General features: G+C 61.4%; 16 protein-coding genes. 13 read left to right on the top strand and 3 right to left on the bottom strand.

Features of this window, described 5'->3' with window-relative positions; genetic code table 11:
- Positions 1-11: 11 nt before the first annotated feature.
- From radA to ABDX79_RS02465, 4 genes are all read left to right on the top strand, one after another.
- Positions 12-1,400 (top strand): DNA repair protein RadA, encoded by a 1,389-nt coding sequence (radA, locus tag ABDX79_RS02480; RefSeq protein ID WP_346218664.1) that lies wholly within the window; start codon positions 12-14, stop codon positions 1,398-1,400.
- A gap of 138 nt (positions 1,401-1,538) precedes the next feature.
- Positions 1,539-2,123 (top strand): CvpA family protein, encoded by a 585-nt coding sequence (locus tag ABDX79_RS02475; RefSeq protein WP_346218663.1) that lies wholly within the window; start codon positions 1,539-1,541, stop codon positions 2,121-2,123.
- A gap of 143 nt (positions 2,124-2,266) precedes the next feature.
- Positions 2,267-3,718 carry an amidophosphoribosyltransferase gene (gene purF / locus ABDX79_RS02470; protein ID WP_346218662.1) on the top strand — a complete coding sequence of 484 codons (1,452 nt, stop codon included), beginning with the start codon at positions 2,267-2,269 and terminating at the stop codon, positions 3,716-3,718.
- Positions 3,719-3,736: 18 nt separating this feature from the next.
- Positions 3,737-4,477, top strand: a complete 741-nt coding sequence (locus ABDX79_RS02465; protein WP_346218661.1) for an SDR family NAD(P)-dependent oxidoreductase — start codon at positions 3,737-3,739, stop codon at positions 4,475-4,477.
- A 126-nt stretch (positions 4,478-4,603) separates the two neighbouring features.
- Here the strand turns inward: ABDX79_RS02465 and ABDX79_RS02460 are convergent, their stop codons facing one another.
- Complete coding sequence (locus ABDX79_RS02460; RefSeq protein WP_346218660.1) at positions 4,604-4,819, bottom strand: hypothetical protein; 216 nt, start codon at positions 4,817-4,819, stop codon at positions 4,604-4,606.
- Between the two features lie 258 nt (positions 4,820-5,077).
- Here ABDX79_RS02460 and ABDX79_RS02455 point away from each other — a divergent pair, with 258 nt between their 5' ends.
- The 5 genes from ABDX79_RS02455 to ABDX79_RS02435 all read left to right on the top strand — a co-directional run bounded on the left by ABDX79_RS02455 (position 5,078) and on the right by ABDX79_RS02435 (position 8,281).
- Complete coding sequence (locus tag ABDX79_RS02455) at positions 5,078-5,611, top strand: gamma carbonic anhydrase family protein (protein WP_346218659.1); 534 nt, start codon at positions 5,078-5,080, stop codon at positions 5,609-5,611.
- A gap of 46 nt (positions 5,612-5,657) precedes the next feature.
- The gene (locus tag ABDX79_RS02450; RefSeq protein ID WP_346218658.1) at positions 5,658-6,773 is read left to right on the top strand and encodes an aminotransferase class I/II-fold pyridoxal phosphate-dependent enzyme; all 1,116 of its coding nucleotides are present in this window, start codon (positions 5,658-5,660) and stop codon (positions 6,771-6,773) included.
- A 144-nt stretch (positions 6,774-6,917) separates the two neighbouring features.
- A complete protein-coding gene (locus tag ABDX79_RS02445; RefSeq protein WP_346218657.1) occupies positions 6,918-7,289 on the top strand; it encodes a DUF2147 domain-containing protein in 372 nt (123 codons plus the stop codon).
- 160 nt (positions 7,290-7,449) lie between these two features.
- A complete protein-coding gene (locus tag ABDX79_RS02440) occupies positions 7,450-7,800 on the top strand; it encodes a DUF2147 domain-containing protein (RefSeq protein WP_346218656.1) in 351 nt (116 codons plus the stop codon).
- Between the two features lie 127 nt (positions 7,801-7,927).
- The gene (locus ABDX79_RS02435; protein WP_346218655.1) at positions 7,928-8,281 is read left to right on the top strand and encodes a DUF2147 domain-containing protein; all 354 of its coding nucleotides are present in this window, start codon (positions 7,928-7,930) and stop codon (positions 8,279-8,281) included.
- 19 nt (positions 8,282-8,300) lie between these two features.
- On the opposite strand, the gene ABDX79_RS02430 is transcribed toward ABDX79_RS02435, so the two are convergent.
- Positions 8,301-8,804, bottom strand: a complete 504-nt coding sequence (locus ABDX79_RS02430; protein WP_346218654.1) for a regulatory protein RecX — start codon at positions 8,802-8,804, stop codon at positions 8,301-8,303.
- A 277-nt stretch (positions 8,805-9,081) separates the two neighbouring features.
- Between ABDX79_RS02430 and ABDX79_RS02425 the strand changes: the two genes are divergently transcribed.
- Together ABDX79_RS02425 and ABDX79_RS02420 are read left to right on the top strand one after the other, a co-directional pair.
- The gene (locus ABDX79_RS02425) at positions 9,082-9,723 is read left to right on the top strand and encodes a TRAP transporter small permease subunit (protein WP_346218653.1); all 642 of its coding nucleotides are present in this window, start codon (positions 9,082-9,084) and stop codon (positions 9,721-9,723) included.
- Complete coding sequence (locus ABDX79_RS02420; RefSeq protein ID WP_346218652.1) at positions 9,720-11,717, top strand: TRAP transporter large permease subunit; 1,998 nt, start codon at positions 9,720-9,722, stop codon at positions 11,715-11,717. Before ABDX79_RS02425 ends, ABDX79_RS02420 begins: the two co-directional genes overlap by 4 nt.
- A 156-nt stretch (positions 11,718-11,873) precedes the next feature.
- Here ABDX79_RS02420 and ABDX79_RS02415 read toward each other — a convergent pair whose 3' ends face one another.
- Positions 11,874-12,578: a chromosome partitioning protein ParA gene (locus ABDX79_RS02415; protein ID WP_346218651.1), complete on the bottom strand. Its 705-nt coding sequence runs from the start codon at positions 12,576-12,578 to the stop codon at positions 11,874-11,876.
- 238 nt (positions 12,579-12,816) lie between these two features.
- On the opposite strand from ABDX79_RS02415, the gene ABDX79_RS02410 reads away from it, so the two are divergent.
- Together ABDX79_RS02410 and modA are read left to right on the top strand one after the other, a co-directional pair.
- Positions 12,817-13,782, top strand: coding sequence for a ribokinase (locus ABDX79_RS02410; RefSeq protein WP_346218650.1), 966 nt, complete (start codon positions 12,817-12,819; stop codon positions 13,780-13,782).
- A gap of 71 nt (positions 13,783-13,853) precedes the next feature.
- Positions 13,854-14,618 carry a molybdate ABC transporter substrate-binding protein gene (gene modA / locus ABDX79_RS02405; RefSeq protein WP_346218649.1) on the top strand — a complete coding sequence of 255 codons (765 nt, stop codon included), beginning with the start codon at positions 13,854-13,856 and terminating at the stop codon, positions 14,616-14,618.
- The last annotated feature ends 11 nt before the right edge of the window (positions 14,619-14,629 follow it).

Genomic DNA, 14,629 nt, shown 5'->3' with positions numbered 1-14,629 from the left:
ACTGATCGGTAATGGCCAAAGCGAAGACAACATTCATCTGCCAATCCTGCGGCGCCGTCTATGCGCGGTGGCAGGGCAAGTGCGAAGCCTGCGGCGAGTGGAACACGATCGTCGAGGAGTCATCTGCCGGCGGCGTGGCGGGCGGTCCGCAGCGTTCGCGGCGGCGCGGCACGCCGTCCAAGCTGCTCCCCCTGTCGGGCGAAAAGGAAGAGGCGCCGCGTATCGCCTCCGGCATTGCCGAACTGGACCGAGCGACCGGGGGCGGAATCGTGCGCGGCTCGGCGATTCTCATCGGCGGCGATCCAGGCATCGGAAAGTCGACGCTTCTGATGCAGGCCTCCGCCGCCCTCGCGCGAAAAGGCGCGAGCGTCATCTATGTGTCCGGCGAGGAAGCGGTGGCGCAGGTGCGGCTGCGCGCGGAACGCCTCGATGCGTCAGACACCAGCATTCAGCTGATGGCGGAAACCAATGTGGAGGACATTCTCGCGACGCTCGCTGCAAGCGGGCGACCGGATCTCGTCATCATCGATTCGATCCAGACCCTGTGGAGCGATCTCGCCGAATCGGCCCCCGGCACGGTCAATCAGGTGCGGACCGGCGCTCAGTCGATGATCCGGTTCGCCAAGGCCTCCGGCGCGGCCGTCATTCTCGTCGGTCACGTAACCAAGGAGGGACAGATCGCCGGTCCCCGCGTCGTCGAGCACATGGTCGACGCCGTTCTTTATTTCGAAGGCGAAGGCGGGCACCACTATCGAATCCTGCGAACGGTCAAGAACCGTTTCGGTCCGACCGACGAAATCGGCGTCTTCGAAATGGGCGACAAGGGCCTGCGAGAAGTCCCTAATCCATCGGAACTCTTTCTTGGCGAGCGCAGTAACAAGGCTCCCGGCGCGGCAGTCTTTGCCGGCATGGAGGGCACGCGCCCGGTGCTCGTCGAAATTCAGGCGCTCGTCGCCCCCTCCTCGCTCGGCACCCCCCGCCGCGCGGTACTTGGATGGGACGCCCCTCGCCTTGCGATGGTGCTTGCGGTGCTGGAGGCAAGATGCGGCGTCCGGCTGGGGCAGCACGACGTCTACCTTAACGTGGCCGGCGGGTTCCGCATTTCGGAACCGGCGGCCGATCTCGCGGTCGCCGCAGCGCTCGTGTCCTCGCTTTCAGGCGTCACGCTTCCGCCGGCGGCCGTCTATTTCGGCGAAGTCAGCCTATCGGGCGCGACCCGTCCCGTCGCCCATGCGGGCCATCGGCTGCGAGAGGCGGAGAAGCTCGGATTTTCAAGCGCGACGATCCCGGCCAACATCCCGGATCTCGCAAAGGGTGCCCTGAAGTTGAGCGAGATCGAGACCCTTGCCGAGCTCGTCGCCACGATCGCGGCAGGATCCGGCGCAGACGACAACGGGTGACGATGTTACCCCGAAGCCGTCTTGATCTTGACGCAAGGAAGGTGTGAAAGGCCTGAGCAGCTCGAAGAGCCGCCCCATGGCCGGTCTCCGGGCGGCCTGAAAGCCTCGTTCGCCAACGAATACGGACCGAAAACTGCGATGTCCCTGACCATTCTCGACGCGATCCTCGTCGCGATCATGCTCGTCTCGGCGCTTCTCGCCATGGTGAGAGGCTTTTCCCGAGAGGTTCTGTCCATCGTCGCCTGGGTCGTGGCTGCCGTGGCAGCTTTCTACGGCTACCCCTTTGTGGTGCCCTACGTCGCCGAATATGTCAGTTCGAATACGGTCGCGATGGCAATTTCCGCCGCAATCGTGTTCTTCGTCGCGCTCATCGTCGTCTCGTTCATCACGCTGAAGATCGCCGACTTCATTATTGACAGTCGCGTGGGCGCATTCGATCGGGTGCTGGGCTTCCTTTTCGGCGCGGCTCGCGGCCTTCTTCTTGTCGTCGTCGCTATGCTGTTCTTCAACTGGCTCACCCCGGAAAACCAGCCGAAATGGGTCGCGAACGCCGCGTCCAAACCGATGCTCGACGATCTGGGGCAGGATCTCATTGCCGCCCTCCCCGACGACCCCGAACAGACGATCATGCAGCGTATCGGCGATCTGAAGGGCGAAGAGGAGCCGGCAGCTGATGCCGGCGGCGGCGAAAGCGTCGAAGGCGTTATCGAAAACGCACAGTAACCCGACTTTCATTTGCATGGCGGAGCCGCTCTGGCGTATGGCAAGATACGAGCAACCGATAGCGGGATGTATCCGGTTGCGCATGTGTCTATCCAATAGCCAGTGACCGGCTCATCCCCCGTCGGCTGGCAATGAGAAACGCCATGGACGAAACGCCTTTCGGCGACGACACGCTGCATGAAGAATGCGGCGTTTTCGGCATTTACAATCGGACGGATGCGGCGGCTCTCGTCACACTCGGCCTGCACGCCCTGCAGCATCGAGGACAGGAAGCCGCCGGCATCGTCGCGTTTGACGGCAGCCAGTTCCACGTAGAACGTCATCCGGGACTGATCGGCGACACCTTCACCAAGCAGGCCGTTCTCGAACGCCTGCCCGGCGAGTCGGCGATCGGCCATACGCGCTATGCCACCACTGGCGGCGGCGGCGTGCGCAACGTCCAGCCCTTTTTTGCCGAACTCGCAGCAGGTGGCTTCGCAGTCGCCCATAACGGCAACATCACCAATGCGCTTACCGTGCAGCGTGAATTGCAGCGGCGCGGTTCGATCTTCTCATCGACATCCGACACCGAGACGATCCTGCACCTCATAGCGACATCCGGAGCGCGGCTGTTCAGGGACAAGCTGATCGATGCGCTCTCGCGGCTCGAGGGCGCATTCTCGCTGGTGGGACTGTCCTCGAAGAAGCTCGTCGGCGTGCGCGATCCGTTGGGAATTCGTCCCCTCGTCCTCGGCGATCTAGAAGGTTCGCCGATTCTCACCTCGGAAACCTGCGCGCTCGATATCATCGGCGCCGATTTCGTGCGGGATATCGAACCGGGCGAGATGGTGATCATCACCGACGACGGTATCGAATCGCTCTTCCCCTTCCAGAAGCGAAAGAGCCGCTTCTGCATCTTCGAATACGTTTATTTCGCGCGACCCGACTCCAATGTCGAAGGCCGCAACGTCTATACGATTCGCAAGAAAATCGGCGCGGAGCTTGCCCGCGAAAGCCATGTGGACGTCGATCTCGTCGTGCCGGTACCCGATTCAGGCGTACCGGCAGCACTGGGATATGCCCAGCAGGCCAATCTGGATTTCGAACTTGGCATCATCCGCAATCACTATGTCGGCCGCACCTTCATTCAGCCGAGCGACGCGATCCGTCATATGGGCGTGAAGCTGAAGCACAACGCCAACCGCGCGATTATCGAGGGCAAGCGTGTGGTTCTCGTCGACGACTCGATCGTGCGCGGAACCACAAGCCAGAAAATCGTGCAGATGATCCGCGATGCCGGCGCTTCGGAAGTACACATGCGGATTGCGTCTCCGCCGACGACGGGCGCCTGCTTCTACGGTGTGGATACGCCGGAGACCGCCAAGCTCCTCGCCTCGCGCTTCACGGTCGCGCAGATGGCGGAATTCATCAAGGTCGACAGTCTCGCCTTCATCTCGATCGAGGGGCTTTACCGGGCCTGCGACGAATCGGAGCGTGACCGCCATCAGCCGCAATATTGCGACGCCTGCTTCACGGGCGATTATCCGACGGCGCTGACGGATATGGACGCATCGGAAAACGTGCGCCAGCTCTCGCTGCTTGGCGGCATCGCCTAAGAAACCACAAGGGATCGCATGACGGGACGACTTGATGGACGGATTGCGCTTGTCACCGGCGCATCGCGTGGGATCGGCTGCGAGCTGGCGGAACGCATCGCTACGGAAGGCGCGCATGTCTATTGCGTGGCCCGCACCGTCGGCGGTCTCGAAGAGCTCGACGATCGAATCAAGGCAGCGGGGGGAACCGCGACCCTTGTGCCGCTCGACCTTCTCGACTTCGAGGGGATCGATCGGCTTGGAGCCGCGATCTACGAGCGCCACGGCAAGCTCGACGTTTTCGTGGCCAATGCTGGGATGCTGGGCGTTCTCTCGCCGATCGGCCATATCGACACGAAGCTGTTCGAAAAGACGATGGCAACGAACGTCACCTCGGTTTGGCGGCAGATCCGCTCGTTCGATCCTCTGCTTCGCGAATCCGATGCCGGTCGCGCGATTCTGATGTCGTCCGGCGCTGCGCACTCGGCCAAGGCCTACTGGTCGCTTTATGCAGCGACAAAGGCGGCGGTCGAAGCCTTGGGGAAGTCCTGGGCGAACGAGACACGAAAGACGACCCTTCGGATCAATGCGGTCAATCCGGGCGCGACGAGAACGCAGATGCGTGCGCAGGCGATGCCGGGCGAAGATCCGGAAACCCTGCCATCGGCTGGAGAGGTGGCTTCCAAGATTCTGCCTCTCGCTCTACCCGACCTCGACGAGACCGGTCGGCTCTATGATGTCCGCGAGGGCCGTTTTCTAAACGTGCACGAACCGGATTGATATCGCCTCAGGCGCCATGGAGCGCGGCTGGTTCCAGCGGCGCGGAGTCTCAAAGCCGGCGCATCGCCGATGCGTTTCTGAAATCCGCAGTCGCGTAGCGCTCGAACGGACTTCGTTGACACTGGCTCAGGCCGCGATCGCTTCCGTTTCCGATCGCGCAGAACGTTTGACCGACGCCATGGCCTTCGCGAAGCAGTCTGCGAAAATGTCGAGATCGATCGGCGCATATTGAACCAGCGCCTTTTCGATCATGCGACGATCCAGGCCCTGCCTCATCAGCTCTTCAATTGCGTGGAGAATGACGGCTTCATCCTCCATTCTCGGCAGATCGCGATTGAACATGGCGTGTCCTATGCGGAAAGCGTGTCGAAACTGCATCGCTGCTCAACTATCGAGGCTGAAGGTTGACTGAGGGTTAATTTTCGCGTCGCCGGATCGAACTCTCTCCGCTCCATAAACGAAACGTGTTTCCCGCATTGAACCGAAAGGCGGCTGTGTCGCGATCGCCTTTCGGCAAATCACTTTGCTTTTGCTTGGTCCTGCGCTTGATGATGGGACAATCGGCAGATGGGCCGATGACAATAAGGGAGAGCCGAAACGATGCCGATCTATCAGCTGGAAGGCGACAAGCCCGCGACCGCAGATGACAGGCCGCATTTCATCGCGCCTGGAGCACACGTCATCGGCCGCGTCCGATTGGGCAAGAACGTCGGCGTCTGGTTCAACGCGGTGATCCGTGGCGACAACGAATGGATGGAGATCGGCGATGACAGCAACATTCAGGATAACTGCACCCTCCACAGCGACCTTGGCTTTCCGCTGACGATCGGGAAGGGCTGCACGATCGGCCATAATGCGATCGTCCACGGCTGCACGCTGGGCGACAATGTTCTCGTGGGCATGGGCGCAACCATCCTCAATGGCGCGAAGATTGGCGACAATTCCATCGTCGGCGCAAACGCACTCGTGACCGAGGGCAAGACGTTTCCCCCAAATTCGCTGATCGTCGGCTCACCGGCCAAGGCCGTTCGCGAACTCGACGATGAGGCGGCGAAAAAGCTGAAGGAGTCGGCCCAGCATTACGTGCGTAATGCCAAGCGCTTTGCCGACGGATTGACCGAGATCGGCGGCTGACCTGATAGCGGCCTTCCTTTTCCAGACATAGGGCATATTCACAACCATGACCGGCCTGTTCGATGGACGCATCTGCGCCCTTGCTTCCGTATCGCCGTTTACCGGCCCAGAGACGCTTGAACGCAGATACGGCCGACCATTTGCCGCTCGCCTAGGCGCCAATGAGAGCGTTTATGGTCCTTCACCCAAGGCAATCGAGGCCATGGCCAGGGTCGCAGCCGATGGCTGGATGTACGGTGACCCGGAACAGTTCGAACTGCGCGAAGCCCTTGCGGCCAAGCACGGTCTTGCGATCGACAATATAATCTGCGGCACGGGCATCGACGGGCTTCTGCGCGATCTCGTCGCCGCCGCGTGCTCACCCGGCAGCACCGTCCTCACCAGTCGTGGCGCCTATCCGACCTTCGGCTATTTTGCGACGGCTGCGGGCGCGGTAATCGAGACCGTGCCCTATACGACGGATTTTCGTCAGAACTGGGAGGCGCTCGCCGCGCGCGCCAGGGAGATTCGTCCGAAGATCCTTTATCTGACCAATCCCGACAACCCGACCGGTAGCTGGCGCGAACGAGACACCCTCGACGCGCTTCTCGCAACCGTGCCGGAGGATACGATCGTCGCGCTCGACGAAGCCTATTGCGACTTCGCACCGCATGACGCGATCGCTGCGGATGACCTCACCCGGCCGAACCTGTTGCGGTTCAGAACCTTCTCGAAAGCCTATAGCCTCGCGGGCATCCGCGTCGGCTATGTCTTCGGCGATCCAGTTGCCATTCAGCAGCTCAGCAAGGTCCGCGACCATTTCTCGGTCAGTCGCATCTCGATGGCCGGGGCTCTCGCGGCCCTTTCGGATCGGGACCATCTCGACTGGGTCCTTACAGAAGTAGCCAAAAGCCGGACGCAGCTGGCTCTGGTCGCGGAAAAGCAGGGTTTTACCGCTTTGCCGTCTGCGACGAATTTCGTCGCGATCGATCTCGGTCAAGGCGGTGAATATTGCCGCCTGATTGCCGAAGAGATCGAGGAACAGGGCGTCTTCATCCGTCGCCCCGGGGTGGAATTTCTGAACCGAACCCTTCGCGTGAGCGCCGGCACACCGAGCGATATCGAGCGGTTCGACGAGGCGCTTCAGATCGCGGTCGAAAGGGTGAGCGCAAGCGGAGGCTGAAGCAAGACCCATGGTCTGCAGCCGAGGCCTACCCTTCGCCCTGTAAAAACACCTGGACGCACCGCGCCGTCTCTTTGCTGGCACGTTTTCGGGCGATGGAGCACCAAGGGGACGTATCAGGAAGTTCAGAGCGGCATATCGATCATGTCACATCGCAGATATCGCTATTTTACGCTGGCCTTGAGTGCCGCGCTCCTTGTCAGCCCGTTCGCAGTGACGCCGACTGCCGCGCAGTCCGGCATCATCGGATCATGGGCCACATCCGACGGTGAAATCATCTCCGTTGCGCCTTGTGGCGAAGCGCTTTGCGCGACCGTCACCAGTGGACGTTACAAGGGCGCCGCCGTTGCCCGTGTTTCGGGGCCGGGACCGGAATACAAGGGCCGGGTTCACGACCCCAGAAATGGAAAGAGCTACCCGGGCTCCCTGACGCTGAATGGCGGGCGCGTCGCACTCAGCGGCTGCATCATGGAAATCTTCTGCAAGACGGTCCAACACTGGCAACGCGCCGGCTGACGGACCGCTCAGGCTTTGGCACGGCGTCCGACGCGATCGGCCTGACACCCTATGCTTCTCTGATTCCAGTTGCGTTCAGAAGAATGCCGGCCCTATCATCCAGTCGTAATCGACTTGGCATCAGACGATTAGCCAGACGAGAAGTGGGGAGGAGACCACAATGAAACTGATTGCGACTGCGCTTGCCGCAGCACTAACCCTTGGCGTCGGCATGAGCGGTGCCCACGCCCAGTCCGAGCCATTGGTCGGTAATTGGCGTGCCGAAACAGGAAATGTCGTCAAGGTTTCGCGCTGTGGCGGGGGCTATTGCGCGACGATCGTCACCGGCGAGAACAAGGGCAAGCAGATTGGACGCCTGTCCGGGTCTGGAGGCAAGTATTCCGGTACGGTTACAGACCCCAATTCAGGAAAGACCTATAACGGTTCGGCAACCGTCAATGGGGCATCCCTGAAACTGACCGGTTGCGCGCTGAAGATCTTCTGCAAGACACAGACCTGGTCGCGCATCTGAACCGTCGGGCATCTTCCCTTTCACAAACAAGTGTCATGCCGAACCGCGCTATGCCGCGCTTCCACCTTGTCGGTGACGCGCATGGATCTCATTTTCGGCATGACACGTGAAACGAGGAAGTCACCCGATGCTAAAGCGGACATCCGTACTCGCCGCGAGCGTAGTTTTTGCATTTTCCGCACTGGCGGCGAGCGCCGTTTCGGCGGAACCGATTGTCGGCCAGTGGCGAGCGCCAGGCGGCGGCGTCGTGGAAGTGGTGCCTTGTCAGGGCGACTTCTGCGCGACGGTCGTGAGCGGCGAACATAAAGGAAAGTCGGTCGGGCGCATGTCTGGCACCGGCGCTTCCTATTCCGGTACCGTGACCGACCCGAGGGAAGACAAGACCTATGACGGTACGGCCGCAATCAACGGCAACACGCTCAAGCTGCAAGGCTGTGCCCTGAAGATTTTCTGCAAGACACAGACCTGGAAACGGCTCTGACGACGGAAGTCTATCCGGCTCAGCCGTGATGGGTTTCGTCATCCGGGGCGAGATCGTTCATCGGCAGGTCGACGACTTCGACCGCAAGGCCGTAAGGAAAGCCGGCCCGCATCATGGCGGCGACATCGCGATCCCGACGCTCAATGCGATGGCGCAGTCGCCACGGCCCGAGGCGGCGACGTTTCGCATAGGCGCGTGCCGCTTCGCTTTCCGTCGTCTCGTCTTCCGCCGTCACGGCTTCGATCACGCCGCGCTCGACACCCTTTTCAGCAAGTTTGGCCTCGACCATCCGGCTCGAAACGCCCCTTCGGCGCAGTGATCTCATCTTCGCCTCGGCGAAGCCAACATCATCGAGAAAACCGAGCTCCGCAAAACGCGCCGTCACGGCATCGATCAACTGTGAATGATCTGCTTCGTTTTCTTCGCGCAGCATCATGCGCCGACGGACTTTGCGGGTGAGGACGCGGCGGAAGTTTTCCGTCGACGTCGCGTATCGCTCCAGATAATGGGCACCCGCTCGCATCAGCCATTCCCGCGTGACGGGACCCGGTTGTTTCTTCGCTCGGTCGGCGATCTGAATATCTCCCCTCTTGCCTTCCGCATCCGGCCATGCCGGGCGAGACGCTGCGGCTGATCGCCCGGTTTGGATCGCATATTTCAAAGGCTTGCGAAACGGCGGCTCAATCCTTAACGAACGGACGATTTTTCAGCCGCGCGATCCGCAATACCAGCCTTTAGAAAAACCGTCGGAACCTGCGCACGGGGAAAGGATGGAAGTCCTTTCCGGGAGGATAACACGAATGCATGCCCTCTTGTCCTTTTCACAAGGCATTGACCGCGTCACGACCTTCTTCGGTCGCGGCGTGTCATGGCTGGTCCTCATCGTAGTTCTCGTCAGCGCGGGCAATGCGATCGTTCGCAAGGCATTCAACATGTCCTCGAACGCCTGGCTCGAAGTGCAGTGGTATCTGTTCGGGGCGATCTTCATGCTGGCAGCGGCCTGGACTCTGCTGCGCAACGAGCACATCCGGGTCGACATCATCTCGAACCATCTCTCCAAGCGAACCCGCGACTGGATCGATTTTCTCGGCCACCTTTTCTTCCTCCTGCCTTTCACGATCCTGATGGTCTGGCTGCTCGTGCCTTACGTCATCGGATCGTTCGAAAGGCAGGAAGTTTCCCCCAATGCCGGCGGTCTGATCATCTGGCCGGCAAAGGCTCTTCTGCTCGCCGGCTTCGTCCTGCTTCTTTTTCAGGGCTTGTCCGAACTGATCAAGCGCGGCGCGATTCTGTTCGGCGGAATGACCGACACGACGCCGCTCGCCAAGCATCTGCCGCTTGCCGAAGAGATGGAACAACTCGCGCCGGATTATCCTCCGCCGAGCGCAGATGGGCCTGATCCGAAGACACGGGCCGCCCGCCGTGCGGAGGATCGGTCGTGATCGAATTCATCGCACACAATCTCGCGCCGATCATGTTCGTTTCGCTCGTGATCTTCCTGCTCCTGGGCTATCCGGTCGCGTTCACGCTTGCGGCGAACGGCCTCCTCTTCTTCTTCATCGGTGTCGAGCTCGCGCCGCTCTCGCCGGACATCAATCTCTTTTATCCGCTGCTGGGCGCCCTGCCTGACCGCTTCTTCGGCGGCATCATGTCGAACGACACGCTGCTCGCGATTCCCTTCTTCACTTTCATGGGATTGATCCTCGAACGCTCCGGCATGGCCGAGGACCTTCTGGAGACGATCGGGCAGCTCTTCGGACCTTTGCGCGGTGGTCTCGCCTATGCGGTGATCTTCGTCGGCGCGCTGCTTGCCGCAACCACAGGCGTCGTCGCGGCCTCCGTCATCGCAATGGGACTGATCTCTCTGCCCATCATGCTGCGATACGGCTATGACAGGCGGCTTGCCTCCGGTGTGATCGTCGCGTCTGGCACGCTTGCGCAGATCGTGCCGCCCTCGCTGGTCCTGATCGTCCTTGCCGACCAGCTCGGGCGTTCTGTCGGCGATATGTATTCCGGAGCGCTGGTACCCGCGCTTCTCCTGTCCGGCCTCTATTTCGTCTACGTCTTCGGCATGACGATGTTTCGGGCAAGTTCCGCGCCGGCCTTGCCGCCGGAAGCGCGGACCCTTGGGCGCGGGGTGACCTCGCTCATCGTCTCCCTCGTTGCGACAACGGCCATTGCCTATGGTGCATCCCACTATCTTGAAGCGAGGGTCGAACAGGGCGCCGTGATCTGGGGCGCGGCCATTGGCGTCGGTGTGATCTATGGGATCGCCGCCCTCAACAAAGCGCTCGACCTGAAGGTGCTGTCCTATCTTGCCCAGCAGGTCATCATCGTTCTCATCCCGCCGCTGGCGCTGATCTTCCTCGTGCTCGGCACGATCTTCCTTGGCGTTGCGACGCCAACGGAAGGCGGAGCGATGGGCGCAGTCGGCGCGCTCGTGCTCGCATTTGGCAAGCGCCGCCTGAACCTTGACCTGATGACACAGGCCATGGAGTCCACGGCCAAGCTCTCGGCCTTCGTGCTCTTCATCCTCATCGGCGCGCGCGTGTTCTCGCTGACGTTCTACGGCGTCAACGGTCACATCTGGGTGGAAGAGCTGTTGACCGCCGTTCCTGGCGGCGAGACCGGCTTCCTGATCGTCGTGAACGTGCTCGTCTTCTTCCTTGCCTTCTTCCTGGATTTCTTCGAGCTTGCGTTCATCATCGTCCCGCTGCTCGCTCCGGTGGCGGAAGGTCTTGGCATCGATCTTATCTGGTTCGGGGTGCTGCTCGGCCTCAACATGCAGACGAGCTTCATGCATCCGCCCTTCGGATTTGCGCTGTTTTATCTGCGCTCCGTGGCCGCCAAGGTCCCCTATCTGGACAGGGTGACGGGTAAGAACACGCAGCCGGTGACGACAGGCCAGATCTACTGGGGCGCGATCCCGTTCCTGTGCATCCAGCTTCTGATGGTGGCGCTGACGATCATCTTCCCGGAGATGGTGATGCGCTACAAGGACGAGCCCGCGCAGGCGCCCTCGGCGGAGGAGAACATCCAGGTCCCGTCGTTCGGTGGAGAAGGCGGGTTCGGCCTGCCACCCCTGAATTCAGGCTCGGGAACGGAGGGCTCCAGCGAAAACAATCCCTTCGGCCTCCCGCCGCTGGGTCTGCCGAGCACTCCGTCCGGCGACGCTGCACCGCAGGCGAACCCCGCTGGCGGTCAGTCCGGTCTTGGCCAGACGCCCAACGAGCTCGGCGGCACCGGCCCCGCTGCGCCAGCGTCCGGAAAAGGTGGAGCGACAACAGGCGCGACGCCTTCGTTCGGTCTCCCGCCTTTGAATCTGGATCAAGATGCCAGTGAAGGTGGCGCGACGCAGGACGGCAATCCGCCGTCCGGCGGCAGCAACACAGGAACTTCAACGCCGGACCTCTCACAGCCGCCTTCGTTCAACTGAAGGCCGACATATCCAAGCGCCGGGCGAAAAGGTGGACATCTTTTTTTCGACCAACCTTAGTCGTCAGAACGAAACGCAAAAGCGCCGGGCGATCTCGATTGACCGCCCGGCGCTTTTAAATTTTCTGACGGCGGTGACCGCCCTTTCGAAGAGCTGTCAGGCGGCGATACGGGTGTCGGATTTTTGCGGCAGATCGCCAATTGACGGGGTCATCCGTAGGATGCCCACCTCGTAAGCGAGCATCGCAGCTTCAGCCCGCGCACGGTCGAGGCCGGGTGCCTCCGCGTCGTCGAGCGTGAAGAGCGTGCCGCCCGACAGGAACGGCGCCTCGTAAGCCGCCCGCATCGAAAGCCCGACCGGCAAACGACGGGTCGCGCTCGTTTCGATCATCGTTTCGACTGCACGGGCAATCCGGCTGTGAATCGGCGTGATGGCGCTTGCGACGAACGCGCGTTCCCGGCCCGGACGACCAATGTCTGGGCCTGCGTCGAAAAGCCGGTCCGTCGAAATCGCGGCGAAGGCCGAGAGTGGCGAAAAGCGGACCGGGATCAGGGTCCGGTCGGCCATGCGCTCGGCGAACCGCAAGAGCTCCGGATCGCTTCCGCAATCGATGATGACGCTGTCGCCGCGCCGGCGCGCACCGCGCAGGATCGACTCGATCTTCGTCAGACCGGTCTCGCGAACGACCCGAATCTTGGCGGGGCAACCCGGCTTGGCGGCCCAGTTGGCGAGATCTGCGTCCTTGGCCGCGTCCACGATAGTGACCGGGATGTTCGCTGCCGCGGTGACCCCGGCGAGCGTCATCGCCAATGTCGTGGCACCCGACGACTTTAACGATCCGATTGCGATGACAGGAACCATCTGAGACCGATTTCCTCTGAGTTTCATAGACTTGCCGCTTAAAACGGTGCACTTTCGGTCTTCAGATTTCGTTCTTTATGGTTAACAAATGGTTAACGGCGGGTTGGCTTGCCCTGTCCAAACCTGGCTTGTTGCCCATCCGCCATTTTGGTCAGTTCGCCTCCAGCGACTTGACCTTTTCGCTGTTTCGCCCGACCCCATGAGACTAAGGAAAAGGACAATCCGGGAGGAATTCGCGATGGCCGGCAATGCGACAGAGATGCAGGGCGAGGTTCTCGTATTCGGCTCCCTGAACATGGACATCGTATGCCGCGTAGAACGGATCGCAAGGCCGGGTGAAACCGTTCTCGGGCCAAGCTACGAACAGCTGCCCGGCGGCAAGGGTGCCAATCAGGCCGTCGCGGCGGCCCGCGCCGCAGCAAGCGGCACGACTGTTCGGATGATTGGCGCTGTCGGCACTGACGATTTCGGCACCGCTATCATCGCCAATCTTGAGGCAAACCGTGTGGATGCTGATGGCATCGTCCGCTCCGTTGAGCCGACCGGTGCGGCGTTCATCTCGATCGCGACCGATGGCGAAAACGCGATTACCGTGGCAAGCGGTGCAAACAGGACGCTTGATGCCGTCGCGCTCGATGGTTCCAAGATCAGCGAACGGACGGTTCTCCTGTTGCAGATGGAGACGCCGCTGAGCGCCATCGCCGCTGCGGCACGGCGCATGAAGGAAGCCGGCGGCCGACCGATCCTCAACCTTGCGCCCGTTCCCGCCAATCTGACGACGGCAGCACTGCGCGAACTTGCCGAACCGCTGGACTGGCTCATCGTCAACGAGCTCGAACTCGATGCAGCCGCAAAAGCTCTCGATGTAAAAGCCGGCTCCATCAGCGATCTTGCCCGTGAAGTCGGCAAAGCTCTCGCATTGAACATTATCGCGACGCTTGGCGGAAATGGTGTCGCCGCGGTGCTGCAAGGCGGGGACTCGTTTGTTGAACCCGCCCTCGGTGTCGAGATCGAGGATACGACCGGCGCAGGCGACACCTTCTGCGGTGTCTTTGCTGCCAGCATCGCCGCGGGCCTCGAAGCCCGCACCGCAGTCCGGCGTGCGACGGTCGCCGCCTCTCTCGCATGCCGGCGCGTGGGCGCACAGACAGCGATGCCAAGTTTCGAAGAGCTTGAAGCAGCGCTTTCCAAGCCACTGCCGTGAGTCGGGCTCAGATGCACACTAGACGTAACCGCTTCGTTCGTGATGTTCGACGAAACCTAACGGAGTGCCTCATGAAATTATCTCTCGCCCTGAGCCTTGTCGCGTTGTCATTGCTCGGCCTGTCATCGACCAGCGCCTATGCTGGCGAAACCATGGTGGCGGTCGCCGCGAATTTTACGGAGCCGGCTCGAGAGATCGCGGCAAAATTCGAGGAAGAGACCGGGCACACGGCAGTCTTGAGCTTTGGCTCCACGGGGCAACTTTTCACGCAGATCCAGCAGGGTGCGCCGTTCGACGTCTTCCTCTCGGCGGACACTGAACGCCCTGCCCTTGCGATCAAGGAGGAGCTCGCCGTCCCGGACAGCGACTTCACCTATGCAATCGGCGCGATCGTCCTCTACAGCCCGGATGTGGATTTCGTCACCGGTGCCGAAACCTTGAAGAACGGCGACTTCGACAGGCTTGCGATCGCAAATCCCGAAACAGCGCCTTACGGCGCAGGAGCCGTACAGGCGATGCAGGCCCTCGGGGTCTACGAGACTCTTCTTCCGAAACTGGTTCGCGGCAACAACATCGCCCAGGCCTTCCAGTTCGTCGAAACCGGCAATGCCGAACTCGGCTTCGTCGCGAGCTCGCAGGTGATCGATAGAGGCGGTTCGAAGTGGTTCGTGCCGACCGATCTCTATTCGCCTGTCAGACAGGACGCCGTCCTTTTGATGCAAGGCGAAAAGAACGAGGCCGCAATCTCCTTTCTGGCGTTTCTGAAAGGGTCTGCCGCACGCTCGATCATCCGGCGCTTCGGCTACAAGGTCGATGCGCCAGGATCGAAGAGCTGATCCCCAGACGC

It is taken from the genome of Fulvimarina fulva, assembly GCF_039652615.1.
Lineage (GTDB): Bacteria > Pseudomonadota > Alphaproteobacteria > Rhizobiales > Rhizobiaceae > Fulvimarina.
This window is presented reverse-complemented; position numbering and strand designations above follow the sequence as displayed.

Bases quoted from the DNA above. Each gene is read 5' to 3' on its own strand.
- radA (WP_346218664.1), top strand. From the start codon at position 12: ATGGCCAAAGCGAAGACAACATTCATCTGCCAATCCTGCGGCGCCGTC.
- ABDX79_RS02475 (WP_346218663.1), top strand. From the start codon at position 1,539: ATGTCCCTGACCATTCTCGACGCGATCCTCGTCGCGATCATGCTCGTC.
- purF (WP_346218662.1), top strand. From the start codon at position 2,267: ATGGACGAAACGCCTTTCGGCGACGACACGCTGCATGAAGAATGCGGC.
- ABDX79_RS02465 (WP_346218661.1), top strand. From the start codon at position 3,737: ATGACGGGACGACTTGATGGACGGATTGCGCTTGTCACCGGCGCATCG.
- ABDX79_RS02460 (WP_346218660.1), bottom strand. From the start codon at position 4,819: ATGTTCAATCGCGATCTGCCGAGAATGGAGGATGAAGCCGTCATTCTC.
- ABDX79_RS02455 (WP_346218659.1), top strand. From the start codon at position 5,078: ATGCCGATCTATCAGCTGGAAGGCGACAAGCCCGCGACCGCAGATGAC.
- ABDX79_RS02450 (WP_346218658.1), top strand. From the start codon at position 5,658: ATGACCGGCCTGTTCGATGGACGCATCTGCGCCCTTGCTTCCGTATCG.
- ABDX79_RS02445 (WP_346218657.1), top strand. From the start codon at position 6,918: ATGTCACATCGCAGATATCGCTATTTTACGCTGGCCTTGAGTGCCGCG.
- ABDX79_RS02440 (WP_346218656.1), top strand. From the start codon at position 7,450: ATGAAACTGATTGCGACTGCGCTTGCCGCAGCACTAACCCTTGGCGTC.
- ABDX79_RS02435 (WP_346218655.1), top strand. From the start codon at position 7,928: ATGCTAAAGCGGACATCCGTACTCGCCGCGAGCGTAGTTTTTGCATTT.
- ABDX79_RS02430 (WP_346218654.1), bottom strand. From the start codon at position 8,804: ATGCGAGCGGGTGCCCATTATCTGGAGCGATACGCGACGTCGACGGAA.
- ABDX79_RS02425 (WP_346218653.1), top strand. From the start codon at position 9,082: ATGCATGCCCTCTTGTCCTTTTCACAAGGCATTGACCGCGTCACGACC.
- ABDX79_RS02415 (WP_346218651.1), bottom strand. From the start codon at position 12,578: ATGGTTCCTGTCATCGCAATCGGATCGTTAAAGTCGTCGGGTGCCACG.
- ABDX79_RS02410 (WP_346218650.1), top strand. From the start codon at position 12,817: ATGGCCGGCAATGCGACAGAGATGCAGGGCGAGGTTCTCGTATTCGGC.
- modA (WP_346218649.1), top strand. From the start codon at position 13,854: ATGAAATTATCTCTCGCCCTGAGCCTTGTCGCGTTGTCATTGCTCGGC.